The 23,770-nt window shown below is 62.3% G+C and carries 25 protein-coding genes and 4 tRNA genes; 19 read left to right on the forward strand and 10 right to left on the reverse strand.

Translation table 11 applies throughout. The features are described 5' to 3' along the window. The first annotated feature begins 353 nt into the window (after positions 1 to 353). The 4 genes from I2E45_RS07460 to proB all read left to right on the forward strand — a co-directional run bounded on the left by I2E45_RS07460 (position 354) and on the right by proB (position 3,746). A tRNA-Ala gene (locus I2E45_RS07460) sits at positions 354 to 426 on the forward strand. 64 nt (positions 427 to 490) lie between these two features. Then, positions 491 to 949 (forward strand): hypothetical protein, encoded by a 459-nt coding sequence (locus I2E45_RS07465; protein ID WP_195445368.1) that lies wholly within the window; start codon positions 491 to 493, stop codon positions 947 to 949. 84 nt (positions 950 to 1,033) lie between these two features. Further along, entirely contained in the window at positions 1,034 to 2,539 is a 1,506-nt protein-coding gene (locus I2E45_RS07470) for a nicotinate phosphoribosyltransferase (RefSeq protein ID WP_195445370.1), read from the forward strand. A 79-nt stretch (positions 2,540 to 2,618) separates the two neighbouring features. Beyond that, positions 2,619 to 3,746: a glutamate 5-kinase gene (proB, locus tag I2E45_RS07475; protein ID WP_195445373.1), complete on the forward strand. Its 1,128-nt coding sequence runs from the start codon at positions 2,619 to 2,621 to the stop codon at positions 3,744 to 3,746. A gap of 209 nt (positions 3,747 to 3,955) precedes the next feature. Here the strand turns inward: proB and I2E45_RS07480 are convergent, their stop codons facing one another. After that, the gene (locus tag I2E45_RS07480; RefSeq protein ID WP_195445374.1) at positions 3,956 to 5,374 is read right to left on the reverse strand and encodes an alpha/beta fold hydrolase; all 1,419 of its coding nucleotides are present in this window, start codon (positions 5,372 to 5,374) and stop codon (positions 3,956 to 3,958) included. A 112-nt stretch (positions 5,375 to 5,486) separates the two neighbouring features. Here I2E45_RS07480 and I2E45_RS07485 point away from each other — a divergent pair, with 112 nt between their 5' ends. After that, positions 5,487 to 6,773, forward strand: coding sequence for a glutamate-5-semialdehyde dehydrogenase (locus I2E45_RS07485; RefSeq protein ID WP_195445376.1), 1,287 nt, complete (start codon positions 5,487 to 5,489; stop codon positions 6,771 to 6,773). Between the two features lie 70 nt (positions 6,774 to 6,843). Here I2E45_RS07485 and I2E45_RS07490 read toward each other — a convergent pair whose 3' ends face one another. Together I2E45_RS07490 and I2E45_RS07495 are read right to left on the reverse strand one after the other, a co-directional pair. Then, on the reverse strand, positions 6,844 to 7,443 hold the full coding sequence (locus I2E45_RS07490; protein ID WP_089572031.1) for an HD domain-containing protein: 600 nt from the start codon (positions 7,441 to 7,443) through the stop codon (positions 6,844 to 6,846). 107 nt (positions 7,444 to 7,550) lie between these two features. After that, positions 7,551 to 8,036, reverse strand: coding sequence for a CarD family transcriptional regulator (locus tag I2E45_RS07495; protein ID WP_006235480.1), 486 nt, complete (start codon positions 8,034 to 8,036; stop codon positions 7,551 to 7,553). Positions 8,037 to 8,378: 342 nt separating this feature from the next. Here I2E45_RS07495 and argS point away from each other — a divergent pair, with 342 nt between their 5' ends. The 4 genes from argS (at position 8,379) to I2E45_RS07515 (ending at position 15,489) form a co-directional block, all read left to right on the forward strand. Continuing rightward, positions 8,379 to 10,232: an arginine--tRNA ligase gene (argS, locus tag I2E45_RS07500; RefSeq protein ID WP_006235481.1), complete on the forward strand. Its 1,854-nt coding sequence runs from the start codon at positions 8,379 to 8,381 to the stop codon at positions 10,230 to 10,232. 530 nt (positions 10,233 to 10,762) lie between these two features. Next, positions 10,763 to 13,318, forward strand: coding sequence for a transcription termination factor Rho (rho, locus tag I2E45_RS07505; protein ID WP_271742280.1), 2,556 nt, complete (start codon positions 10,763 to 10,765; stop codon positions 13,316 to 13,318). Between the two features lie 313 nt (positions 13,319 to 13,631). Further along, entirely contained in the window at positions 13,632 to 15,032 is a 1,401-nt protein-coding gene (locus I2E45_RS07510; protein WP_195445378.1) for a hypothetical protein, read from the forward strand. A gap of 7 nt (positions 15,033 to 15,039) precedes the next feature. Then, positions 15,040 to 15,489 carry a VanZ family protein gene (locus tag I2E45_RS07515; protein WP_148332258.1) on the forward strand — a complete coding sequence of 150 codons (450 nt, stop codon included), beginning with the start codon at positions 15,040 to 15,042 and terminating at the stop codon, positions 15,487 to 15,489. 114 nt (positions 15,490 to 15,603) lie between these two features. On the opposite strand, the gene I2E45_RS07520 is transcribed toward I2E45_RS07515, so the two are convergent. Together I2E45_RS07520 and I2E45_RS07525 are read right to left on the reverse strand one after the other, a co-directional pair. Continuing rightward, the gene (locus I2E45_RS07520; RefSeq protein ID WP_148346156.1) at positions 15,604 to 16,494 is read right to left on the reverse strand and encodes an ROK family protein; all 891 of its coding nucleotides are present in this window, start codon (positions 16,492 to 16,494) and stop codon (positions 15,604 to 15,606) included. A gap of 141 nt (positions 16,495 to 16,635) precedes the next feature. Continuing rightward, positions 16,636 to 17,817: a pyridoxal phosphate-dependent aminotransferase gene (locus I2E45_RS07525; RefSeq protein ID WP_195445380.1), complete on the reverse strand. Its 1,182-nt coding sequence runs from the start codon at positions 17,815 to 17,817 to the stop codon at positions 16,636 to 16,638. A 166-nt stretch (positions 17,818 to 17,983) separates the two neighbouring features. Between I2E45_RS07525 and I2E45_RS07530 the strand changes: the two genes are divergently transcribed. The 3 genes from I2E45_RS07530 to I2E45_RS07540 all read left to right on the forward strand — a co-directional run bounded on the left by I2E45_RS07530 (position 17,984) and on the right by I2E45_RS07540 (position 18,277). Continuing rightward, positions 17,984 to 18,060: transfer RNA gene (locus I2E45_RS07530), tRNA-His, on the forward strand. Positions 18,061 to 18,082: 22 nt separating this feature from the next. Next, positions 18,083 to 18,158, forward strand: a tRNA-Lys gene (locus I2E45_RS07535). Positions 18,159 to 18,201: 43 nt separating this feature from the next. After that, positions 18,202 to 18,277: transfer RNA gene (locus tag I2E45_RS07540), tRNA-Lys, on the forward strand. Positions 18,278 to 18,437: 160 nt separating this feature from the next. Here I2E45_RS07540 and I2E45_RS07545 read toward each other — a convergent pair. The 3 genes from I2E45_RS07545 to I2E45_RS07555 form a co-directional block, all read right to left on the reverse strand. Next, a complete protein-coding gene (locus I2E45_RS07545) occupies positions 18,438 to 19,676 on the reverse strand; it encodes a site-specific integrase (RefSeq protein ID WP_195445382.1) in 1,239 nt (412 codons plus the stop codon). 97 nt (positions 19,677 to 19,773) lie between these two features. Next, positions 19,774 to 20,232 carry a type II toxin-antitoxin system HicB family antitoxin gene (locus I2E45_RS07550; RefSeq protein ID WP_138339894.1) on the reverse strand — a complete coding sequence of 153 codons (459 nt, stop codon included), beginning with the start codon at positions 20,230 to 20,232 and terminating at the stop codon, positions 19,774 to 19,776. Between the two features lie 26 nt (positions 20,233 to 20,258). After that, the gene (locus tag I2E45_RS07555; RefSeq protein WP_152078921.1) at positions 20,259 to 20,447 is read right to left on the reverse strand and encodes a type II toxin-antitoxin system HicA family toxin; all 189 of its coding nucleotides are present in this window, start codon (positions 20,445 to 20,447) and stop codon (positions 20,259 to 20,261) included. A 318-nt stretch (positions 20,448 to 20,765) separates the two neighbouring features. Here I2E45_RS07555 and I2E45_RS07560 point away from each other — a divergent pair, with 318 nt between their 5' ends. Further along, a complete protein-coding gene (locus I2E45_RS07560; RefSeq protein WP_195445384.1) occupies positions 20,766 to 21,056 on the forward strand; it encodes a hypothetical protein in 291 nt (96 codons plus the stop codon). Here the strand turns inward: I2E45_RS07560 and I2E45_RS07565 are convergent. Further along, a complete protein-coding gene (locus I2E45_RS07565; protein ID WP_195445386.1) occupies positions 21,053 to 21,592 on the reverse strand; it encodes a hypothetical protein in 540 nt (179 codons plus the stop codon). The two genes, I2E45_RS07560 and I2E45_RS07565, sit on opposite strands and share 4 nt — an antisense overlap. Positions 21,593 to 21,633: 41 nt before the next feature. After that, positions 21,634 to 22,017, reverse strand: coding sequence for a helix-turn-helix transcriptional regulator (locus I2E45_RS07570; RefSeq protein WP_195445388.1), 384 nt, complete (start codon positions 22,015 to 22,017; stop codon positions 21,634 to 21,636). A 155-nt stretch (positions 22,018 to 22,172) separates the two neighbouring features. On the opposite strand from I2E45_RS07570, the gene I2E45_RS07575 reads away from it, so the two are divergent. The 6 genes from I2E45_RS07575 to I2E45_RS07600 all read left to right on the forward strand — a co-directional run bounded on the left by I2E45_RS07575 (position 22,173) and on the right by I2E45_RS07600 (position 23,765). Next, positions 22,173 to 22,400: a helix-turn-helix domain-containing protein gene (locus tag I2E45_RS07575; protein ID WP_117563952.1), complete on the forward strand. Its 228-nt coding sequence runs from the start codon at positions 22,173 to 22,175 to the stop codon at positions 22,398 to 22,400. 29 nt (positions 22,401 to 22,429) lie between these two features. Then, entirely contained in the window at positions 22,430 to 22,627 is a 198-nt protein-coding gene (locus I2E45_RS07580) for a hypothetical protein (RefSeq protein ID WP_195445390.1), read from the forward strand. Between the two features lie 187 nt (positions 22,628 to 22,814). Continuing rightward, entirely contained in the window at positions 22,815 to 23,006 is a 192-nt protein-coding gene (locus tag I2E45_RS07585; RefSeq protein ID WP_195445392.1) for a helix-turn-helix transcriptional regulator, read from the forward strand. Beyond that, the gene (locus I2E45_RS07590) at positions 23,003 to 23,152 is read left to right on the forward strand and encodes a hypothetical protein (protein ID WP_195445394.1); all 150 of its coding nucleotides are present in this window, start codon (positions 23,003 to 23,005) and stop codon (positions 23,150 to 23,152) included. Before I2E45_RS07585 ends, I2E45_RS07590 begins: the two co-directional genes overlap by 4 nt. A 230-nt stretch (positions 23,153 to 23,382) precedes the next feature. Further along, positions 23,383 to 23,607, forward strand: a complete 225-nt coding sequence (locus I2E45_RS07595; protein ID WP_195445396.1) for a hypothetical protein — start codon at positions 23,383 to 23,385, stop codon at positions 23,605 to 23,607. Next, the gene (locus I2E45_RS07600) at positions 23,607 to 23,765 is read left to right on the forward strand and encodes a hypothetical protein (protein ID WP_195445398.1); all 159 of its coding nucleotides are present in this window, start codon (positions 23,607 to 23,609) and stop codon (positions 23,763 to 23,765) included. Before I2E45_RS07595 ends, I2E45_RS07600 begins: the two co-directional genes overlap by 1 nt. Positions 23,766 to 23,770 lie beyond the last annotated feature (5 nt).

The raw sequence follows: 23,770 nt of genomic DNA on the forward strand, positions 1-23,770 counted from the left end.
GCCGGCCGTAAGCCGCGGAAGCGACACCCACATTACCCGGCCGTGGCCCGGTCCGGGCCCGGCACATCTCTATCAGTCGTTCCCCGCGGCCCCTCCCGCCCCGGCGGCAACACGTCCCGGGCCCTCTACGGGGCAGGGGCTGACGGCCGTCCGGGGCGGTCGGCCAGCGACCACCGGTACGGCTCAATCGTATAACCATGCAACGGAAAAGAGCCGCCCTTTCGGACGACTCAAACTGTAATGGGGATTAAAAAATCATCGAGCGAATGGTAGTCAAAAAAGCCGCGCCCCAAAAAGACTGGTTATTGGGCGTTGACAGTTGGCGAGCCGTAGGTAAAATATCGACTTGTCCTGGGGACGTAGCTCAGTTGGGAGAGCGCTGCCGTCGCATGGCAGAGGCCGAGGGTTCGACTCCCTTCGTCTCCACCCTTGGATTTGATAAGCCGCTGACATTGTGTCGGCGGCTTTTTTTAAAAGAAAGGGCTGTACCATGGCCGAGCTTGAGTCCCAACCATTGTCCGACGAGGAGCGCGCTGAGTTGGAAGAGCTCCGCGCCGAGAAGGCCCGCCGCGAGGCTCGGGAAGAGGCCCGTCGCGAGCGTGAGGAGCTGGCTGCCCTGCGTGCCGAGCGTGCGAAGGCCGAGGAGGTCGCCGCGAACGCCGCATCCGCATCGGCGCCCGCGCCTGCACCCAAGCCCGCTGCTGCGAAGCCTGCACCTGCCGCGCCCAAACCTCAGCCTAAAAAGGCCGCTCGTCCCAAGTCCGACGAGCCCAAGTCGAGCCGTGACGAGATGACCTTTGCCCAGCGCATGGTTACCTCCAAGGAGCCTACGGGCGAGAACGAGATCCCTGGCATGGCGCCGGCTCAAAAAATCATCATTGTCCTTGCCCTCATCGCGTTTGTCATCTTTATGGGCTACACGATCCTGACCAGCATGGGCCTGCTCTAACCGATTTGCATCGGGCGTCATGTCCGCATCCTCTGCTCTCGTCTAACCCTCAAATTCTGTACCACACATCCGAAAGGTCGCCCCATGGCTTTGACCGACATCTCGCATCCCACCGACATTGCAATGCTCACCGATCTGTACGAGCTCACTATGGCCCAGGGCCTGTGGGAGAGCGGCAAGGCCAATGAGCAGGGTTGTTTTACCGCGTTTTACCGCGACCATCCCTTTGGCAGCGCCTATGCCGTCATGTGCGGCACCGCCGAGCTGCCCGAGCTGGTCGAGAATCTGCGCTTTACGCCCGAGGACATCGACTACCTCGCATCGCTTGAGGCCCCGGCCGGCGGCGCGATGTTCAAGCCTGGATTCCTCGACTACCTGCGCGATTTTCGTGCGCATGTAAACATCGACGCCGTGCCCGAGGGCGAGCTCGTCTTTCCGCGCGAGCCCATGGTGCGCGTCACCGGCCCCGCGCTGGAGTGCCAGCTGCTCGAGACGGCGCTGCTCAACATCGTCGGGTTCCAGACGCTTGTCGCCACCAAGACGGCGCGCGTGGTGCTCGCCGCCGACGGTCGCCCCGTGGCGGAGTTTGGCCTGCGCCGAGCCCAGGGTCCCGATGGCGGCCTGGCCGTTGCGCGCGCGAGCTACGTTGCCGGCTGCTCCTCTACGTCCAATGTGCTCGCCGGCCGCCGCTACGGTATTCCCGTCTTTGGCACGCATGCGCACAGCTGGGTGATGAGCTTCGATTCCGAGCTCGAGGCCTTCCGCGCATTTGCCAAGTCGAGCCCCAAGAACTGTACGCTGCTCATCGACACCTACGATGTACGCGAGGGCTGCGAGCATGCCATTACGGTTGCCAAGGAGATGGAGGCGGTGGGCGAGCGCCTGTCGGCTATTCGCATCGACTCGGGCGACCTCGCCAAGCTGTCCAAGTATGTCCGCGGCCGTTTTGATGCTGAGGGCCTGCCCTATGTGGGGATCTCGGTTTCCAACGATCTTGATGAGTACACGATTCAGTCGCTGCTCGACCAGGGCGCGCCCATCGACAGCTTTGGCGTGGGTACCAAGCTCGCGACCTGCTATGACCAGCCGGCGCTGGGCGGCGTGTACAAGCTTTCCGCCCGCCGTGCGAGCGAGGCAGATCCATGGACGCCGGTGGTCAAGCTCTCCGAGCAGCCCTACAAGCGCACGATCCCGGGTGTGCAACGCGTGCGCCGTTATTACGACGGCTTTGGCGGCCCGGTCTGCGACATGATCTACGACGAGGACCATCTGGCGGGGGAGGGCGCCGCGCGCGGCAATACCCTCGTGGCCGTGAATGATGCCGCCCTGGTGACTGACGTGTCCGAACTTGAGTATCGCGAGCTGCTGGTGCCGATCGTGCGCGATGGCAGTGCGGTGGCTCCGCGTGAGAGCATCCAGGACGCGCGCGAGCGCTGTGCTTGGGCACTCGATCATCTGGACGCAGCTTTCAAGCGCTTCCTGTACCCGCAGACCTATGTGGTGGGCATGGAGCAGGGCCTGGCTCAGGTGCGCGACGAGCTCGTGCGCAAGAACATGGCCGCGGCCTCTGCCTTTCCCTGGGCTCACTAATTCCTTGGGCGGTAGGGGCGAGTCACGCTCCCTTGGCCGCCAGCTCGGCCGTTCGCTGAACAGTTGATTGGTTTGACGTATGACGACTTCTTATAAAACGATGGTGGTAAAGATCGGTTCGTCCACGGTGGTGGGTGCCGATGGCAAGGTCAACCGCGCCTTTATCGGCGGACTTGCCGATCAGGCCGCAGCGCTGCGCAAGCTCGGCTGGCGTCTGGTCGTGGTGAGCTCGGGCGCTATCGCCTGTGGCTATCCCGTGTTGGGTTTCGACCGCAAGCCGGTCGGCGACCTGCCGAGCCTGCAGGCCTGCGCCTCGGCCGGCCAGTGCATCATCTCGTCGGCCTACGACGAGGAGTTCCATGCGCGCGACCTGCTCACCTCGCTCGTGCTGCTCACGCGCCACGATACGGCCCGCCGCACGTCCTACCTGCACGCGCGCGACGCCCTGCTGCGCCTGGTTGAGCTGGGCGTGGTGCCGGTCGTCAACGAGAACGATACCGTCACCGTCGACGAGATCAAGTTTGGCGACAACGACACGCTGGCGGCGCTTGTGAGCTGCCTGGTTTCTGCCGATCTGTGCGTGACGCTCTCGGACATCGATGGTCTCTATACTGCCAATCCGCATGAGGACCCCACGGCCGAGTTTGTTCCTGTCGTGCATAAGATCGATGCCAAGATTATCGCCTCGGCAGGCGATTCTTCGACTTCGGTGGGCACGGGCGGCATGATCACCAAGATTCGCGCGAGCCGCATCCTGATGACGGCGGGTATTCAGAGCGTGATTTGCTCGGGTGAGGAGCCCGATGCGCTCGTGCGCCTCGCCCGCGGCGAGGGCGTGGGCACGCTGTTCGATCCGCCGGCGGAGCGTCTGGACATCGCACCCCGCAAGCTGTGGATCGCACTGGGCGACAAGGCGCATGGCTCGGTGACGGTTGATGATGGTGCTGCGAAGGCGCTGGTCAGCCGTGGCTCTTCCTTGCTTGCGGTGGGTATTCGCGAGGTCGATGGCCAGTTTGCCGAGGGCGATGTGCTCGATGTGTGCGATCCGAGCGGTATGGTCGTCGCCCGCGGTATCGCCGAGGCCGATTCGGACGTGCTGGAACTTGCTGCCGGTCGCCGCCAAGACCAGATTGCCAGCAACCGCCTGCTGGCAGACCTGGCCGAGAAGCCGGCGATACACAGGGATAACTTGATCGTATTTGCATAACCAATTGACGCTGCAAACGCCCCTAAGCGGCAATCTGACGTTCAATCGTCGGGCATGACCAAAAGGTCAATGCCCTCCTCTTTCACGTCACCTTGCTCGCTTAGGGGCGTTTTCGCTTTCCGTCCTCTACCTGCGGCATTGTCGTTGCCGGCACTTGTTCGGCACTTGGGGACGTTCCTTTTGTGCCGGCAGGTGGGGACTCTCTTTAGTTAGAAGATCCGGCGCAGGTCTCCGCGGTTGAGTGCTTCGTCGAAGAGGCGCTTGAACACCACGCTGCCGTGCAGGCCGTCGTGCTCGAACTCGTTGGTTACCCAGGCATGCGAGTTGCCCACGCGGCTGAGCGTGTCGAGCTGCAGGTCCGAATCCACGTACATGTCGTCGAAATACACCGCGGCCTGGAGCGGCACTTCGTTGCAGGCCAGGCGCTGCGGGTCGTAGATCTTGTCCCAGCTTGTGTCTTCCATCAGCAGGTCCATGGCGGGCTTGAAGGGCTTGAGCTCGGGCATCTGCTCGAACATCCACGGGAACATGGCCTCGCCGGTAAACATGAGCGGGCGCGCGAGGGTGTCGAACTCGGTGCGGTGAGCCTTCTCTTCAGCCGCGGCCCAGCCAATGGGCATAGTGTCACCGTCGGCGTATATGAACTCCTGCAGCGTCCAGTACAGCGGATTCGTGCGCGTGTTGGTGCGCTCGAAGGCGCGCATCAAAAAGCTGTCAGATACCGAGGCGTTGCAGGTCAGCGTGCCGTCGCCATCAACAAAAGCGTGATCGATAATCCAATGCATGCGTTCAAAGCTCGGCTTCATGCCAAAGTCGCTGCCCATGAGCTGTAGGCGCTCGACCGTCATCGGCGAGCCGTCGGGCAGCACGGGCTTCTGTGCCTCGAGCGCATCGGCCAGGGCTGCCACGCGCTCGACGTCGGCGGGGTAGCGGTCGTAATACTGCTGCGTCTTGGCGGCCATGCGCGGGAAGGTGTGCGCGTAGACCTCGCTGGCGCTCGCCGGCACGTGGGGGATGCCGCCGCAGGTAAAGCTCGCCGCCACGCCCTCGGGGAAGAGCGACAGATAGCTCAGCGTCAAAAAGCCGCCGTAGCTCTGGCCGAGCGTGACCCACGGCTTGCCGCCAAAGCCCACCAGGCGCAGGTACTCAAAATCGCGCACGATGGAGCTGGCGAGGTGGCGCTTGAGGAAGTCCGCCTGCGAGCGGGCCGCATTGGCGCCTGCTGCCTCGGCGCGATCGCCCAAGGCGGCAATCGTGCGCCCGTCCACGCAGCTACTGCGTCCGGTGCCGCGCTGGTCGGGAAGGACCACGCGGAAGTGCTTGACGGCCTCCTCGATCCAGCCGTCGCTTGTGGGCGACAGCGGACGCGGGCTCTCGCCGCCGGGGCCGCCCTGCAAAAACAGGAGCAGCGGCAGATCGTCGTTGATGCGGTCGGGCGCGCAAACCACGCGGTAGAAGAGCTTGATGCTCTCGGGCGCGCCGGCGATGGGTGCCGGCATAGCGCCGCGGCGTATGGTGCTGCCGACGGCCAGGAGCATCGGCTCCAGGCCGCGCCAGTCAAGGGGGACGTCGATGCTGTGGTCCTCGACGTAAAGGCCGGGGACGTGGTACGAAGTGATGAGGGCCATGTGAGTCTTCCGTTCGTTGCGGTGTTTCGGGTTGACCAATTCTACCGCCGCGGGCGAGGCCATGCGCAAATCGGCTACCATGGTTGCAAACTTCTAGGAGAAAGGGCTGCCCATGTCGGTCGATATAGCCACGTATGTCCACGATCTTGCCATTGCCGCCAAGGCAGCGTCGGCCTCGCTTGCCACGGCGAGCGATGAGCGGCGCCAGGAGGCCGTGCGCGCCATGGCCGCAGCACTGCGCAACGGTGTCGACTCCATCGTCGCCGCCAACGAGCTCGATATGTCCGCTGCGCGCGATGCGGGCACCTCAGCGGGGCTCCTCGATCGCCTGCTGCTGACGCCCGAGCGCGTCGAGGGCATGGCCGCCGGCCTGGAAAAGCTCGCCGAGCTGCCCGATCCCGTCGGCCGCGTGCTCGACCACCGCGTGCTTGCAAGCGGCGTGGACCTGACCCGTGTGAGCGTGCCGCTGGGCCTGGTCGCTATGGTCTACGAGGCGCGCCCCAACGTGACGGCCGACGCCGCGGGCATCTGCATCCGTACCGGCAACGCCTGCATTCTGCGCGGCGGCTCGCTGGCCTATCACTCGTGTGCCATGATCGCCGAGCTGCTGGCCGATGCGCTCGAGGCCAAGGGCTTCCCGCGCGAGGCCGTGTCGATGATCGAGTCCACCGACCGCGAGGCCACTGGCGAGCTCATGAAGCTCCGCGGTATTGTCGACGTACTCATTCCGCGCGGCGGTGCAGGCCTGATCCAGCGCTGCGTGCGTGAGTCGCTTGTGCCGGTGATCGAGACGGGCACGGGCAACTGCCACATCTACGTGCATGAATCCGCCGACTTTGATAAGGCGCTCAACATTATCGTTAATGCCAAGACCCAGCGCGTAGGCGTGTGCAATGCCGCCGAGTCGCTGCTGGTCGACCGTGCTGTGGCCGATGTGTTTTTGCCCGCAGTCGTGGCCGTGCTGCATGACCACGGCGCGCTCATTCACGGCGACGAGGCAACCTGCGCCGCATGCGCCGATGCCGGGCTTGCCGAGGGTGATGACTACGTCGCCGCGACTGAGGAGGACTGGGGTCGCGAGTACCTGGCGCTCGAGATGAGCGTGAAGGTCGTGGCAAGCGAGGACGAGGCCATCGCACACATCAACCGCTACGGCACGATGCACTCCGAGGCCATCGTTGCCGAGGACACGGATGCTTGCGAGCGCTTCCTGGATGCGGTCGATGCCTCGGCCGTGTACGCCAACGCCAGCACGCGCTTCACCGACGGCGGCGAGTTTGGCCTGGGCGCCGAGATCGGCATCTCGACCCAAAAGCTCCACGCCCGCGGCCCCTTCGCCGCCGAGGCCCTCACCACTTACAAATACAAGCTCCGAGGCACCGGCCAGGTCCGCCCCTAACGCCCGCGCAAACAAAAACCACCACAAAGGTGCCTGTCCCCTTTGTGGTGGTTTTAGGTGGCGTGGGCGATTAAGCCTGGAAGGTATCGCGGTCGGGGGCGAAGGACTGCATGGCCGCGATGGTACGGTCGAAGAGCTCGGGGAGCTCCCAACCCAACATCTCGGCGCCCTGCGAAATCACGTCGCGCGAGCAGCCGGCGGCAAAGCGCTTGTCCTTGAACTTCTTCTTGAGCGACTTGGTCGTAAAGTCCATAACGCTCTTGCTCGGGCGCATGATGACGGCAGCGCCGATCAGGCCGGTGAGCTCATCGCAGGCAAACAGGATCTTTTCCATCTGCAGCTCGGGTTTGGGCAGCGAGGTGTTGAAGTCGGACGTGTGCGTCTGGATGGCGCGAATGAGCTCGGGAGACGCACCTTCGCCCTCAAGAATCTCGGCAGCATAGATGGTGTGGTTCATGGGGTCGTCCTCATGCTCCTCCCAATCCAGGTCGTGCAGCAGACCGACGATGCCCCAAAACTCCTCGTTCTCGGGGTCGAACTCGCGCGCAAAGTAGCGCATAGTGCCCTCGACCGTCTCGCCATGGGTGATGTGGAACGGGTCCTTGTTGTGCTCGTTGAGCAGTTCGAACGCGCGGTCGCGGGTGATTCCGGCGGTAAGCGGCTCTGCCATAGGAGACTCCTTGTGCTCGTGGGGATCGATAAGAATGAATACTACTAGAACAAGAAAACCACCACAAAGGTGCCTGTCTCCTTTGTGGTGGTTTTGGCGCGGTTGGGTTAGTTGAGGGCGGCTTGGGCTAGGCGGGCTTCGGCGGCCTCCTCGGTGACGCCAAGGGCCACGGCGAACTCCTCGATGGAGCGGCGTTTGGCCTCCTTGAGTACGCGCATGTAGTAGGAGCTGGGTTTTTTATCAGCTTCCTCGGCCTGGCGAATGCGGTGCATCATGGTTTTTGCCACGCGGACCGTCTCGGGCGCGCCCAGCTTGAGCTGCTGCTTAAAGTGTGTCTCCTCAAGCGAGCTGTTGCGCTCGGTAAAGGTGTCGCACTCAAGCTCGTCATAGTGGCTCAGCAGGTGCTCGGCATCTTGCTGCGAGATGGCGGCGTGCAAACGGTCGGCCTGCGCCACGGGGTACATGAGGATCGTCTGCGCATGTCCCTGCTTGGTCTCGAGCAGTAGCATGGGCTGCGGTGTGTCGTCCCTAAAACCGACGACGGTGCAGACTCCCTGACCCGGATGAATGACGTGTTGACCGATTGAGAACATGCTACCTCCAACTTATACGAATTTACGTATGTCTAGAATAACACGCTGACGTGCGCAAACCCTTACTTTATGCAGGAAAAGCACACAACTCCGATAGGTAAGAGTATTCGATAACAGGCGCAGCTCATTCACACCTTTATGCATTTTCAACGCCTGCATAATCTGCAGGCAGACTGGCATCTTTGAGTGACTCCATACAAGCTGTAGTCAATTTTGTGCATATGCAATATCGATTGGCTTTACCCTGCGACGGTGCCCGTCGCTTGTGATAGAGTGCTACAAACTCTGGCTTTTGCCCTACGAGTGACCAAGAGCTCGGGGGCTTTAACACAAGGAGGATCTATGCCCGAGAAGATTGAAGAGCTGGTACGCGCTGCGCTTGCTGCGGCCCAGGAGGCCGGCGACCTTTCCGCATTTGAACTTGACGATTGCGCTATCGAGCGACCGGCTGACACTTCTCATGGCGAGTGGACCTCTACCATGGCCCTGAAGTCCGCCAAGCTGGCCCATTGCGCCCCGCGCAAGATCGCCGAGGCCATCGTTGCCCATATGCCCGAGGACCCCGCGATCGAGAAGGTCGAGATCGCAGGCCCCGGCTTCATCAACTTCTACCTCTCCGTTGCCGTCAAGAATGCCATCTTTGGCGAGGCTCGCGAGAAGGGCATGGACTTCGCTAAGTCCAACGTCGGTGGTGGCCTGAAGACCCAGGTCGAGTTCGTTTCCGCCAACCCCGTCGGCCCCATGCACATCGGTCACGGCCGCTGGGCCGCGCTGGGCGATTCGCTCTGCCGCGTTATGGACCATGCCGGTTACGACATCCAGCGTGAGTTCTACATCAACGACCACGGCTCTCAGATGAACACCTTCGGCAACTCCATCAGCACGCGCTATATGCAGCTTGCCGACATCATCGCCAAGCAGGGCGTGGATATCGACGAGGCTCACAAGCTGCTGATCGCAGACCGCGACGCCTTCGTTGCCGACGAGAACGACGAGCATCCCGAGACCCATCCGTACCAGGACAACTTTGCCGAGACCCTGGGCAAGGACTCCTATGGCGGCGACTACATTATCGACGAGGCCGCCGAGTTCTGGCGCACCGACGGCGATAAGTGGGTCAACGCCGATCCTCAGGAGCGCATGGAGAGCTTCCGCGAGCGCGGCTATGTGAAGATGGTCGACAACATGCGCGACCTCTGCCACGCCGTCAATTGCGACTTCGATCGTTGGTACTCCGAGCGTTCGCTGTACGTGAAGGACACCGAGGGCGAGACCGCCGGCACCTCTGCCGTCGACCGCGCTTTTGAGAAGCTCGACAAGATGGGCTACCTCTACACCAAGGACGGTGCCCTGTGGTTCCGCTCCACCGACCTGGGCGATGACAAGGACCGCGTCCTGATCAAGTCCGACGGCGAGTACACCTACTTCGCCTCCGACGTTGCCTATCACTGGGATAAGTTCCAGCGCGTCGACCACGTCATCGACATCTGGGGCGCCGACCACCACGGCTACATCGAGCGCGTCCGCTGCGTCTGCGACGCTCTGGGTTACCCCGGCAAGTTTGAGGTTCTGCTGGGCCAGCTCGTCAACCTGCTGCGTAACGGCAAGCCCGTCCGTATGTCCAAGCGCAAGGGCACCATGGTGACCCTGCAGGAACTCGTCGACGAGGTCGGCTCCGATGCCGCTCGCTACACGCTCATCTCCAAGAGCTCCAACCAGATGGTCGACTTCGATATCGAGGCCGTTAAGAAGCGCGACAACTCCAACCCGGTGTACTACGTGCAGTACGCTCACGCCCGCGTGTGCTCCATTCTGCGCCGTGCCGCCGACGTTACGCCCGAGCAGGCTGACGAGATGGGCATGAAGGCCGTTGCCGCCAAGGCCATCGGTGAGAACGTCGATTACTCGCTGCTGACCGACCCGACCGAGCTCGCCCTTTCGCGTAAGCTCAATGAGCTCACCGACCTCATCGCCAGCTGCGCTCGCGACCGCGCCCCGTTCCGTCTGACGCACTTTGCCGAGGAACTCGCCGGCGACTTCCACAGCTTCTACGCTGCCTGCCAGGTTTTGCCGAGCGAGGGCCGTCCCGTCGACCCCGAGCTTTCGCGCGCCCGTCTGGCCGCTTGCGATGCCGTCCGCGTGACGCTCGCCCTGGTGCTCACCCTCGTTGGCGTTTCCGCGCCCGAGCAGATGTAATCATCGAGTCATTTGACCGTGTAGGTTCGGCTTTGCTGAGCCCTATAAGCCCGATCTCCATGCGGAGGTCGGGCTTTTTGCATAAACGCCGGCGTGTTGACGAATTTGGAACTGCTGGAAATACGAAACTATGCCGGTTTACTACGATGAATTGAGATATTCCAACCACGCCGGCTTTTCGCTAGAAAGTGCAAGGCATCTACCTGCGGTTTTAGTTCAACAAGTTTCGGAGTGGTCGCGGTTGAGCGATTCATCGTAGTAAACCGCCATAGTTTTGGCGGAGGCAGTCAGATTTGTGGGTGTTAAACCAAAGAGTGTCCCTTTTGACTAGTCGTTTAAGAACGTCCCCAATGACTAAGTTGCAGGTGGCGGCGGTTGTGTTACACTAACGCTGCGTATATGACGCAAATATCTCGATACAGATCAATGATGTCCGTCGTTTTGAACGGAACTAGACTGTTTAGCCGCCCTGAAGGTTTATGCAGGGAGCATGTGATCACAGGGCTTGAAAAGAAAGTTGAGCAAACACTGTGTCTGATCAACAGCAAGAAAACGAAATAACGACGACGCAAGCCGCTCCCGCTGCACTGGTTGCGTCGGACCAGGTCGCGGCGCCCGCGCAAACCTCGGCTCCTGAGACGCCTAAGGCTGCAACGGCTGAGAAGGCCGTGCCTGCAACTGGTGAGGAGGCTGCTCCGGCAAAGCCCAAGCGCACGCGCCGCGCGGCCAAGCCTGCCGCTGACGGCGAGGAGGTCACCAATCCCAAGCGCCGTACCGCGCGCACGACGCGCGCCAAGCGCACCGTTGCAGCTGACTCCTCGGCGCCGATTTCCGATGAGGTCGCGCAGGCACGTGCGTTGGCGCAGATTAGCGAGGCTCAGGTGGTGCGCGCCCGCCGTCGTGCTGCCGAGCGCGAGGCCGCGGCTCTGACCGAGCTTGCAGCTCCGTCTGTGCCCGAGACGCCTGCCGCCACCGAGACCCCTGTCGCCGACCAGCCAACCGAGAAGCCGGTACCGCGCACACGCCGTCGCACGGCTGCTAAGGCCGAGCAGGTTGCCGATCAGGTAACCCCCGAGCTCGCTGAGGCTTCGGTCCGTTCCGCGGCAGGGGAGGGCACATCGCCTGTTGAGCCCGCTGCGCCTGCCGAGGCCAGCGAAGTTCCCGTTGTCGATCCGGCTTTGCGCCCGCACCGTCGCGGTCGCAAGCCCAAGGCTTTCGTCGAGGCCGAGAAGGCCGCAGCCGCAGCCGCCGCCGCTCGGGATGCTGCGGCGACCGCCGAGCCTGCAACCGCTGCCGACGCGCCCGTCCAGGATGCTACGACTTCCGAGGCCGTTTCTGCTGATGTCGAGCCCGCCGACGTCCGCCCTGGTCGCAGCCATCGTACTGCTGCTAAGCGCACGTCCAAGGCCAAGGCTGCCAAGAAGGGTGCGTCCGAGGATTCCGCCGAGACGACCGCCGATGCATCGATTGATGCCGCCGAGCCCCAGGACGTCGAACAGCCTGTGTCCGAAAAGCCCAAGCGTGGTCGTAAGAAGTCCGCTAAGGCCAAGGCGTCCGAGCAGCGGGCTGATGTCGAAGCGCAGGTCGATTCCGGCGCCGAGGCCAATGACGCCGCTGCGGCCAATGCCGACGCCGCCGCAACCGATGGCGCCGCGCCCGCCGAGGCCGAAGACGGCGCTCGCCCCAACCGTCGCCAGCACAAGCGCAACGAGGAGCGCAACGAGCGCAAGGACGAGCGCAACAACGACCGTCGCAACCGCCAGCGCGATCGCAAACAGCGCAACAAGGAGCGCAACGCCGCCCCCACCGAGCCCACGCTTTCGCGCGAGGAGCTCGCTGCCATGAAGGTCGCCGAACTGCGCGAGAAGGCCAAGGGGTTCGAGATCGAGACGACCGGCAAGAAGAAAGCCGAGCTCGTCGAGGAGATCTACGTCACCGCCGCGAAGGCCGAGGGCTTCCGCGACATCAAGGGCATTCTGCAGATTCGCCCGGACAGCTCCGGCATCATCCACGCCCATGGCTACATGAAGTCCAACGACGACGCCTTCGTGCCCGCCTACCTCATCCGCTCCGCGCGCCTGCGCACGGGCGACGTCATCGAGGGCTCGCTGCGCCCTTCGCGCGGCGGCGACAAGCGCGCCGGCCTCGCCAAAATCACGACCGTCAACGGTCTGGATCCCGAGCAGATTCGCAATCGCCCCAAGTTTGGTGACCTCACCCCGGTCTATCCCAACGAGCCGCTGCGCATGGAGCACGGCAAGGACTCCATTACCGGTCGCGCCATCGACATCGTGTCGCCGATCGGCAAGGGTCAGCGTGGCCTGATCGTGTCCCCGCCTAAGGCCGGCAAGACCACGATCCTCAAGAAGATCTGCCAGTCTATCTCGATTAACAACCCCGAGGTACACCTCATCTGCCTGCTCGTCGACGAGCGCCCCGAAGAGGTCACCGATATGCAGCGTTCCATCAAGGGCGAGGTTGTGGCGTCGACCTTCGATATGCCCGCCGACAACCACACTCGTGTGGCAGAGCTCGTCATCGAGCGCGCCAAGCGCATCGTGGAGCTGGGTGGCGACGTCGTGGTGGTGCTCGACTCCATCACGCGTCTTGCCCGCGCCTACAACTTGGCGGCGCCCGCCTCGGGCCGCATCCTTTCGGGCGGCGTCGATTCGGCGGCCCTGTATCCGCCCAAGCGCTTCCTGGGCGCAGCCCGTAATATCGAGAACGGTGGCTCGCTCACCATCCTGGCCTCTGCCCTCATCGACACCGGTTCCAAGATGGACGAAGTCATCTTTGAGGAGTTCAAGGGCACCGGCAACATGGAGCTTAAGCTCGACCGCGATCTTGCCGACCGTCGTATCTTCCCGGCCATTGACCCCGTTGCCTCCGGTACGCGCAACGAGGATCTGCTGGTCGACGAGCAGATGCGCCCGTTTGTCTTTGGCCTGCGTCGCATTCTTGCCGGCATGAACAACACCGAGCGCGCAGCCGCATCGTTTATCAAGGGCCTTAAGGGCACCAACACCAACCAGGAGTTCCTGGTGCGTTCGGCCAAAAAGCACAGCGACTACGAGCAGACGTTCTAGGTTGTCATCCACACGCAGCGATAGCCATCAATGCGATAAAGGGTCGGGGCTTTGAGCCTCGGCCCTTTTCCATATCGCCGCTCCGCGCTTATTTTTAACCATAAGACCGACGAGCAGCAGGTTTCCCGTTTCAATCCGACATCGTCGCTTGCAATCGACGGGGCGGTTTCGCATAATAGCTTTTAAGCTTCGCGACGGAAAACGCAGATGAAACGAACCATATACCGTTGCTTTGGGGCATAGCCCCGCTTCATCTTCTCTCGCGCAGCCAACTGAATGATGCGATTTGGGTGCTGGAAGATGGGGAGAGCTCATGGCTTCTTCTGATGCAACACAACGAGCAGTCCTTGCCGGACTTTCGTGCGGGATCGGCCTTGCCGCTCCCGTGGTTATGTATGCCGCGACGCTACCGTTTTCGTCTGTGAACGAGACGGTCGTGGCGGGTGCGGTTCCCTTCGCCGTGGGCGCGGTGGCGGGCGTGGGTATCTATGCCGCCTCGCTGGGTATCTCCGAGTATCGTGCGCAGCGTGAAGAGCGTCTGTTCCAGCCCGATGCCATGGGCGGTGCCGCCAATCTCAATCAGCATCAAAGCGAGTTCAAGACCGCCTCGATTCCAGCTCAGCAGCAGGATGCGACTCCTTACGCTGCGGCTTCTGCTTCTCAGGCTCGGGCGGAGCAGTCTACCTCGGCATTCCTTTCCGGCCTGACTGGTGCGTTCCAGCGCCGTCATGCCGATGATGGTGTCCCTACCATCGCTCGAGCCGCAGATGCTATGGACGAAGACGAGGCTTGGTCTATGATCGACAGCATGCTCGACGACGATTCGCCGGTGAGCTGCGACCCTGCACACTCGCGCGACGTCTATCAAGTCGCCATCGACGAGCTCACCAACGGCGGGCAGACCGGCTCCTTCAATCGCGACGACATCGCCGCCGCGGCACGCGCCGTGTCTGGTTCCCAGGCCGCCCCTGCGGGCAGCACGGCGGCTTTCGTGGCACTCGTTGCCAACGCGGCAGCCAATAACGCCTACAACGCTACCTCGGCGGACGCGAACGCTTCTGCCGACAATTCGTACGTTGATGAAGCCATGACTGCGGACGAGGAGGCCGTTGCCGCCCGCCGTGCCGCCGAAAGCTCATTGTGGGGCGCTCCTGCCCAGCAGCAGGCGGCTGAGGCTGTGCCGTACAATGCAAACCTCGCCAGCATGCCTATCATCTCCGGTGCCGCGGACATCGATCTCGATGACCTCGATGAGCCTGCAGCCATCACCGCATCGATTGATGCCCAAGATCGCATCGACACCGGCGACCTTCCGGACGCCTCGCTCGAGGTTGATGTTCCCATGGCCGATTACTCGGGCCACGAGGACATGTGGGCCGCCGCCACCGCGATTCTGGATGAGATTGACGAGCCCGCTCCTGTTGCAGCGCCCGCTCCCGTCGCTGCCCCTCAGCCTGCTGCCCCCGCCTATGTCGGCCGTCACAGCGCTGTGTTCCCCGAGGATACCGCCCGTATCTCGCGCGAGAGCATCGAGCGGGCCGAGGCTATTGCCGCCGGCATTATGGAAAACCGTCGTCACGAGCGCGTCAATCAGATCCTCGAGGAAGAGATCGAGCGCCTGCAGTCCTCTACCGCCAAGCGTACGGGCCGTGCCTATCTGAGCGTTATCGAGGGCGGTACCGCCAGCTTCGCGCCGCTCCGCGCGGAGGCATAACTTCTGTATGGTTAAGATCAATCGAAAATGGGCGGTTGTTACCTGCCTGATGGCGCTCTTGATCTGGGGCAATTCGCTGGTTCCCGGCTCGGGGTCGGGCTCGCTGAGCCTAACGGTCATGGAAGCTATCCGCGGTTTCCTGCACGGCGTGGGACTTCCATATGAATGGGTGACCAACTTTGTTGTTCGCAAGTGCGCGCATTTTACCGAGTATATGGTGCTCGGCATCCTGGCAACGCACGCCTTTGATTTTGAGGGCCGGCGCACCTTTGACGTGCTGCTGCCCACGGCGGTGTTCCTGCTGCTGATTCCCTCGATCGACGAGACGATTCAGCTCTTTGTGCCGGGACGCGCCGGCATGATCACCGATGTGATGATCGACTGCTGTGGAGCGGCAACGGGCGTTGTGCTTCGATATCTCTTACGGTGGCTGATGTGCGCCAAAAAAGCCGCCTAGGACGTATTGTTTGGTCCTAGGCGGCCTTTTTTATTTGAGGGGTTATATGAGGCGTGGTGGCGTCGTTCCGTAGGTTGGATTTGCCGAGCGCGCCACGCCCTGTGGGTGCGTCTGCTACTGAAGCGCCTGTGCGCCCAGGGCCAGGCAGCCCATGATGCCCTGCTTGCCCTCGAGGCTGTTGTTGACAATATAGGAATCGATGTCGTTGACCTCGGGCGTGACGATATAGCCGTTGAGCATCTCGGCGCACTTTTTGCGTGCGAGCGGCACGATGGGGGTGTGGTCGGCCACGCCGCCGCCGATGATGATCTTTTGCGGTGCGTAGCACAGCGTGTAGGTCATGAGCGCCTGTGCCAGATAGCCTGCGAGCAGGTCCATGGCCTCCGGGTCATCGGCCATGTCTCCGGCGCTCTTGCCATCCCAGCGCTTTTTAACGCCAGGGCCGGCGATGAGGCCCTCGAGGCAGTTGTCATGGAAGGGGCAGGCGCTATGCTCGCCGATGGTGTCGCGCGGGTCGCGCGTGACCAGGATGTGGCCGGCCTCGGGATGCATCATGCCGTGCACGAGCTTACCGCCCGAGAGCACGCCGGCGCCCACGCCGGTGCCGATGGTCAGGTAGACCACGTCGGTGAGGCCCTGGGCGCAACCAAAGGTGACCTCGCCCAAGCAGGCAACGTTGACGTCGGTGTCGTAGCCACAGGGAATATTGAGCTCGTTTTGGATGGTGCCCAGCAGATCAAAGTAGCGCCATGCCGTTTTGGGCGTCTCCAGGATCTTGCCGTATTGGGGCGACGCGGGGTTGACTGCGGTGGGGCCAAAGGCGCCGATGCCCAGCGCGGTGATGCCCTTGTCGGCAAACCATGCATTGACGGCCTCAACGGTCTCCTGCGGGGTCGTGGTCGCGATCTGCTCACGCTCCAGGACCGTACCGTCTGCATAGCCCGTGGCGCAGACCATCTTGGTGCCGCCGGCCTCGAGCGCTCCAATAAGCTGCTGTTCTGCCATAGTATTCCTCTCTCTGGGACGAGTTGCTCCGTGACTAGAGTATAGGGCTCTAAACTATTTAAGAAAGCGTTATAAAAAGAAGCCTCGCAACGCGGCGGGCGGTGCGGGGCTTCTTTGGTTGCTTTAGTTGCCGGGCCGTCCTTACCCGCGCGGCTTGATTTTATCACGTAGCGACTTGAGGTTCTCCAGCGCCGCGTTAAGCGTCTCGTCTCGCTTGGCAAAGTGGAAACGAATCAGATGGTTGACGGGCTCGCGGAAGAAGCTCGAGCCGGGCACGGCGCCCACGCCCACCTTTGAGGCCAGGTCCTTGCAGAACTCGAGGTCGCTGTCGTAGCCAAACTCAGAGATATCCATCATCACGTAGTAGGCGCCCTGCGGTACGTTGTGCTTAAGTCCGATACTATCGAGCCCTTGGCAGAACAGGTCGCGTTTGGCGGTATAGAGGTCAAGGACCTCATCGTAATAGCTGCCGTCGAAATTGAGGGCGGTGACGACGGCTTCCTGCAGGGGAGCGGCGGCACCCACGGTGAGGAAGTCGTGGACCTTCTTGATGCGCTCGGTGATCTTGGCCGGGGCAATGGTGTAGCCAAGACGCCAGCCGGTGATGGAGTACGTCTTAGACAGCGAACTGCAGCTGATGGTGCGCTCGAACATGCCGGGCAGCGTGGCCATATAGACGTGCTCGTGGGGCGCGTAGACGATGTGCTCGTATACCTCGTCGGTAATGCAGTAGGCGTCGTACTTTTTGCAGAGGTCGGCGATAAAGGTGAGCTCCTCGCGCGTAAAGACCTTGCCGCAGGGGTTGGAAGGGTTGCACAGGACGATGGCCTTGGGGTCGTTGTCGCGGAAGGCCGCCTCGAGTGTCTCGCGGTCAAAGTCGAATGTGGGCGGGTTGAGCGGCACGTAGATGGGCTCGGCACCCGAAAGGATCGTGTCGGCGCCGTAGTTCTCGTAGAACGGCGAGAAGATGACGACCTTATCGCCGGGGTTCGTGACCGTCATCATGGCGGCCATCATGGCCTCGGTGGAGCCGCAGGTGACTACGATATTCTCGTTGGGGTTCACCGGCATGCCCATAAAGTGCTCCTGTTTGGCGGCAAGCGCCTCGCGCATGGCCTGGGAGCCCCAGGTGATGGAGTACTGGTGATAGAGCGGCTTGGGATCGGCGGCGATGGTGCTGAGGCTATCGAGCAGCTGCGCCGGGGGATCGAAGTCAGGGAAGCCCTGCGAGAGATTGACAGCGCCGTACTTATTGGAGATGCGTGTCATGCGGCGGATGACCGAATCGGTAAATCTTGCCGTGCGGTTGGAGAGTTCTTTCATGACGGTCCTTTCGAGGATTTGCAGTGGGGCAAGTTTACTCCTATGAAACCGGTGGGATTTGCTCGAAATGGTCTCGAAAAACTCTTTTCAAAATTCTTGAAAATTGGGGCTTGCATCGCGTGGCGTTCCTTGCAATAATAGTCGAGCGCGAAGCGCACAGGACACGGTGGGTGTAGCTCAGTTGGCTAGAGCGACGGGTTGTGGTCCCGTAGGTCGAGGGTTCGAGTCCCTTTACCCACCCCAGTTCTTGCTTCGTGTTGATATCGGGTCGTTAGCTCAGTTGGTAGAGCAGGGGACTCTTAATCCCAAGGTCCAGGGTTCGACCCCCTGACGGCCCACCACACGATATCTCCTCTAAAGTCCGCCACAACGGACTTTAGCTTTGGGTCGTTAGCTCAGTTGGTAGAGCAGGGGACTCTTAATCCCAAGGTCCAGGGTTCGACCCCCTGACGGCCCACCAAGGAATGCACAGGTCAGCGCTTCGGCGCTGACCTTTTTTGTTTACCGAGAAGCCGAATCATAACCGTCCGTTACCGTTCGCGTTTTACGCCCCCTGCCGTTTATGCGCGGCAGGGGGCGTTTTATGCATTTTGCAGGTAGTGGACCTAGAGAACGCCGTTTTAGAGCGTCTCCGCGCTGCGACCGGTGCCATTAAAACCGCCGTCCGCGCCGCCGCCCTCGACGATCTGCAGGGCGCGCCCGACCTGCCTGGCGGCCTTCTCGCGCTCCGCCAGACCCGGTTTGATGTAATGGCGGTAATCTGTCCCCAGGTCCGTATGTCCGTGCAGATCCATGATGCTCAGGGGGTCGACCTCGGTCGCCGCCATGATGGTCTCGGACGTGTGGCGCAGGGCCTTGGGAGGGATATACCGCAGGTCATGGCGTGCGCACATGCGACGCCAGGCGCGCACGAGGTTATCGCCGCGCATGTTTACGATGCGCTGTCCGCTCCATTCGCGCACCTGCTCCGTAACCGAAGTGCCGCCCTCGACGGTTATGGACGGGCGCAACTCGTCCATGATCTGGTGCAGGCGCTCGCGCCCGGCCAATAAAACCGGCACGGTGCGCACGGAATGGGCGTTCTTGGTCTCCTTCACGCCGTCCTCGTCCGTGTACGCGCGGCAGACCTCGATGTACTCCGAGACGGTCGGCTGGCCCGTTGCGAAGTCGTAGGTCGTGGTGACCTTGAGGTCGCACGGGCGCACGGCAAGCGCCTCCTCCTTGCGCAGGCCGCTCAGGCCCAATATCAGGTAGGCGTTCATGACAAGGTCGGCGCGGTCGTCGCTGGCGGCGAGCCTGCGCAGCGCCTCGGCGGCCTCGGGGATGCTCCATGGCTCAACGGGCGCCTGCTTCGCCTTGGGTGCGATGACGCGCCTGCGGAAGGGCTCAACCGTCACCCAGCCGTCGTCGAAGGCTCGGCGCATGACGGCGCGCAGCGTCGTCTTGGTCTTGGCCGGCGCGCCCGAGCGCTCGATGCAGCTTCGCATCATGTCGTGGGTTATCTCGGAGATGTCGATGCTCCCCAGGACGGGGGAGATGTAGTTGCACATCTGCCCGTCGTACTCACGCAGGCTCGCGCGGGAACGCGGCTTGCCGCGGTTGCTGGGGGAGTCGCGGAACACGCCCCAGTAGTACATGTCGAGCGTCACGCCCGCGTGCGCCGCCTGGGACACGCCCAGCTCCTGCGCAAGCTGCGCGATGGCGATATCGGCCTCGGTCTCGGTGCCGTATACGGTGCGCGACACGCGCCGCACGTGCCCGTCCGCGCGGAAGCCCGCCTGCACGCGGATCACCCACTTGCCGGGCGCGACCTCGCGCTTGGAGCCGAGTTTTGACCTGGAATTATCGTCGCTTGCCATATAATGGTCCTGCCTTTCCCTTTTTGCCGGAGGGCATATGCCCCGTGCGGATCCGCCAAGATTGCCGCACGGGGCTTTTTGTTTGCGTTGAGGCCGGCTACGCGACTGCGCGGCGCTTGGGCCTGCCCGAGCGGGGCGTGTCGGTCAGACGCGCCGCTATGCTCTCAACGGTCACGTAGGTACGGCGGCCCTTGCGGTAGCCCGTAAGGATCCCCGAGTCGAGCATGTGGGTGATCCTGCCGGGGGAGACAGAGAGCCTGCGCGCGGCTTCGGCCGCCGAGACCGTCTCGCCCTCCACGATGTACCCCTCGTCCGTGGAGAAGGCGACCATCATGGAGAGCCCGCCGTCTGCGGGCTCGATGAACTCGGGCTCAGGCACGGCAAGACCGTCCTTCACGAGCGCGGCCACGTAGGTGCTCGCCGCGTCCACGGACTGCTCGGCGGCCTCGGCAATCGTGTCGCCGCAGGTGAAGCATCCCGGCAGTGAGGGAAACTCCACGTCGTAGCCGCCGTCCTCGTCGGGTGTGAGCACTGCTTGGTAAACGTATGTCTTCATATCTTTCGACCCCCAAGGGGGCGGGGCTAGAGCCACCCCGCCGTCTTAGCTATCTTCCGGTACGTCCCTATCGGTATCTCCTTCTTGGAGGTGGGCACGCTGATCTGGACCCCGTCCTTTCGCGCGACCACGTGGCTGCCCTTGCCGGTGTAGAGCGTCCAACCCTCCTTCTTGAACCGCTTGAGCACCTGCGCGGGCTCCTGCTCCTTGGGCATCTCTCCTCCTTTCGACAATTAAATTATAAACAATTGATAGTTATCAATCAAGTAAAATAGCAAGTATTTATAGTTTTAATGCTGCCCAAGCGGATCCGCCAAGATTGCCGCGCGGGGTTTCTTTATTTCAGTAGCAGTCGTTGCGCTTTCTACAACAACTTAATCAGCCACCTGCCCATTTTCGTGGGGTTACGAAAATGGGGGAGTAACTGGCGTTTCGGTGCGCCCGTTGGAGGTTTTTCCGGAAAAACCTGAAAAACCTAGCCGCGCCGCGGGTCATAATCGTCATGAACACCATTCCCGCTCCTGGAGGTACCCATGGCTCGCTATAGCGTCGGCGCGTACACGTACGAGGACGATTCCGTCATCCCGCAGATCTTCGACGAGGTCACGGGTACCCCGGTCGCCCTTGGCTCCAAGCTCATCTCCCGAGAGCGCGGGGACACCGTTACCGTCGAGGCAATGGGCGTCCGCCTGGTGAACGGGTCCTTGGTTCCGTTTGTCGATGCGAGCATGGATGCGGCCAATCTGTTCGAGTACAAGATCAATGCCGAAAAGTCCCCGGACACCGGCAAGTGGGTCCTTGCCGGGTACTGGGCGGTTTCCTAGGCGCCGAAGAGCTTCGCGAGCGCTCCGAGGGCCAGCAGGGCCTTGGGTACGAGGTCCGCGCTCTTCGTCGCAAGGTCGATAACTTTTGCGACGTGTTCGGCGAACCCCGCCTTGTTCTTCGCCTCGGCTGCCATGCGCGCCCGCGACAGCGCCAGCTCGAGTGCCTCTTTCGTCTCGTTGTCGAGGACGGGGTCGTTGCCGATTTCAGCCACCGCCTGGCTTACCTCTACCGAAACGTCCACCGTCGCCGAGGCCTGTGAGACGCTGCTGGAGCTAACCGTCGTGCCGTTTCCGCTGTTCGTGAGCGTGGCCATGTTTGCCACGAGCCACCCCTTTGCACGCTTCACGCCTTTCAGCGTCTTGTCCCTGGGGATTGCCGACGATCTGGTGCACATGAGCGGGAAGGAAAACCCTTCCATCTGCAGCATGAGGTCGTCGATGTGCTCCTGGGTGCTCTCACCGTATTCTCCCGCAGTGATGCAGTCGCACTCGTAGATGAGATTCTCCACGTGGGTCTCCGCTAATGATTGAGACATGGTTATCACTCCTTCCCATAAATGAATTGAATAACCTGTGTCTACGCGGACCTTACTTGATCCGTTTCCAGCCCTTCGATTTCAGGCGCTGCAGCCTGATTTTGGGACAGCTCGGCCTGGTCACGTGCCGTCTCCAGGATCTTCGAGCGCCTCTTCTCGGTGCTCTGCCGGTAGCAGGTAATCAGCTCGCCCTCCGCGCCCGTCGGCGCCGTCGGCTTGTCCTCGGGATGCTCCTCGTACCATCCGAGCAGGTCGTTGGGGTCGGTGTTAAGAGCTTTGGCGCACTTCCAGAGCTGCTCGACGTTGGGGAGGCTCTCGCTTCTCTCCCAAGACCCGACCGTTCTCAGGCTTGTTCCTGTTGCGTCGGCAAGCTCCGTTTGGGACATGTGAAGGTTCTTTCTCACTTCCCTAATTCTTAGATTCATATACGCCTCCTAAATAGGACGGTTGTTGCCGAGAATCCTATAGCTTTTCTTCAGAATGAGCAAGATTCTGCAAAGTTTTCTCTTGCCAATAGGCAGACATCCGCCTATAGTTTCAAGCAACAGGAAGAAACCCGCACATTTTGAAGGAGGACGAAATGGAGTTTTCGAAGGACGAGTTTGGCGCGAACCTGCGCGCCGCCCGTGCTCGCGCCGATATGTCGCAGGAGCAGCTGGCCAACAAGGCGGGGCTCTCGGCATCTTCAATCATCGGATACGAGAACGGCTCGATGGTCCCGGGCGTCGACAAGGCGTACGCCATCGCCCAGGCGCTGGGCTGCACGCCCAACGACCTGATGGGCTGGAACACGGACGAGGCCGCGTAGGGATGGGGGAAGAGATGGAAGGCAAGAAGATGGACGAGTTCGTATTGGAGGGCAGGTGCCCCGAGGCCCTAGAGCTCGCAGAGAAGGCGAGGGAGGCTTCGGAGCACCTGCAGGCGGCCGCCGAGATCCTCAATGAGCTCGGTGAAGTCGAGCTCAACTACGAGGTCATCGCGTGCGGTAGCCCGTCCCGCAGTGGGGGCAGCGCATCGATTCCGGTCGGAGAGTGAAGCTCCGGCCGCAGACTTGGCAGCGGGCTTCGTAGCCCTCGGTTGCAATGACGCGCTCGATTCCGCTGGTGAAGATGCGGCCCAGGTTTCTCTCATTGAGTTCGACCTTCGGTTTTGACATGTAATCACCTCCTTTCGCGTAAAGGGATGAACGCAAAGGAGTTTACGGGTTCGTGGGGACACGGAGATGAATGAGATCAGACGGCTCCGCAAGAAGGCGGGACTCTCGCAGTTCAGGCTCGCGGTGAAGGCGGGCGTGACCGAGACGACGGTACGGAACTGGGAGCGCCGGGGGATAGCCGACGCGAAGTACGGGGCGGCCAAGCGGCTCGCGAGGGCGCTGGGCGTGCCCATGGAGGATCTGGAGGAAGAGGAATGACCCGGGCGCTGCTGGCCTCGGCCGTCGTGATGAATGTCGCGGGGTGGCTCTGCATCGCGCAGGGCGCCTACGGCCTGGCACGTGGCTGCTTCGCCGCGGCGCTGCCGTTCATCGCGGCGTGGGTGGTCGGGTCGCTCCGCGACTGACGGCGGGCCTGCCCCCGTCGCGCCACGGGTTCCGTACCGCCCCCATTCCGCGGGGCCCGTGGCGCGACGGGGCCGGACCCCCTACTTCCGGCCCATAAGGTGTCCGCCGCCGACTTGGCGGGGCGGCGGCACCGCTCCCTTTGGCGGGGGAGCGCCCTCCGGCTGCATCTATCGGTGCGGCCCTCCGGCAAGGGATTGGCTCATACGAATGAAAGGAGAAGGCCATGTGGATGTCTATAGCCAAGGGCGCGAAATACGCCTGCTGCGACAGCATCACCTTCCGCGCGATGGTCATGCAGGGCGTGATACCGCGCTACCCGTCGCTCAACCCCAACAGCTCGCGCGAGGTGGTGAGCAGCGAGGACATCGACGCCGCCATCAAGGCGCGCGGGGCGATGCCGGCGCTGCCCTCGCCCGATTGTGTGCCCGCTCGCCGTCCGAGGCGGGTGGCGTGATGGGCGACCTGGTCTGGGAGGCGTGCTGCCGCCTCGGCGCGTGGTGGGACTCGCTTCCCGAGCGCGTGCGCAGCGTCGTGTGCGCCGTGGCGCTCATCGGCCTGATCGCCGTGGCCGGCGCCATCGAGGGGACCGCCCCGAGCGGGATGTACTACTAGGAGGT

Origin of the sequence: Collinsella aerofaciens (assembly GCF_015555045.1) — a bacterium.
In the GTDB taxonomy this organism is placed as follows: Bacteria; Actinomycetota; Coriobacteriia; order Coriobacteriales; family Coriobacteriaceae; genus Collinsella; species Collinsella aerofaciens_W.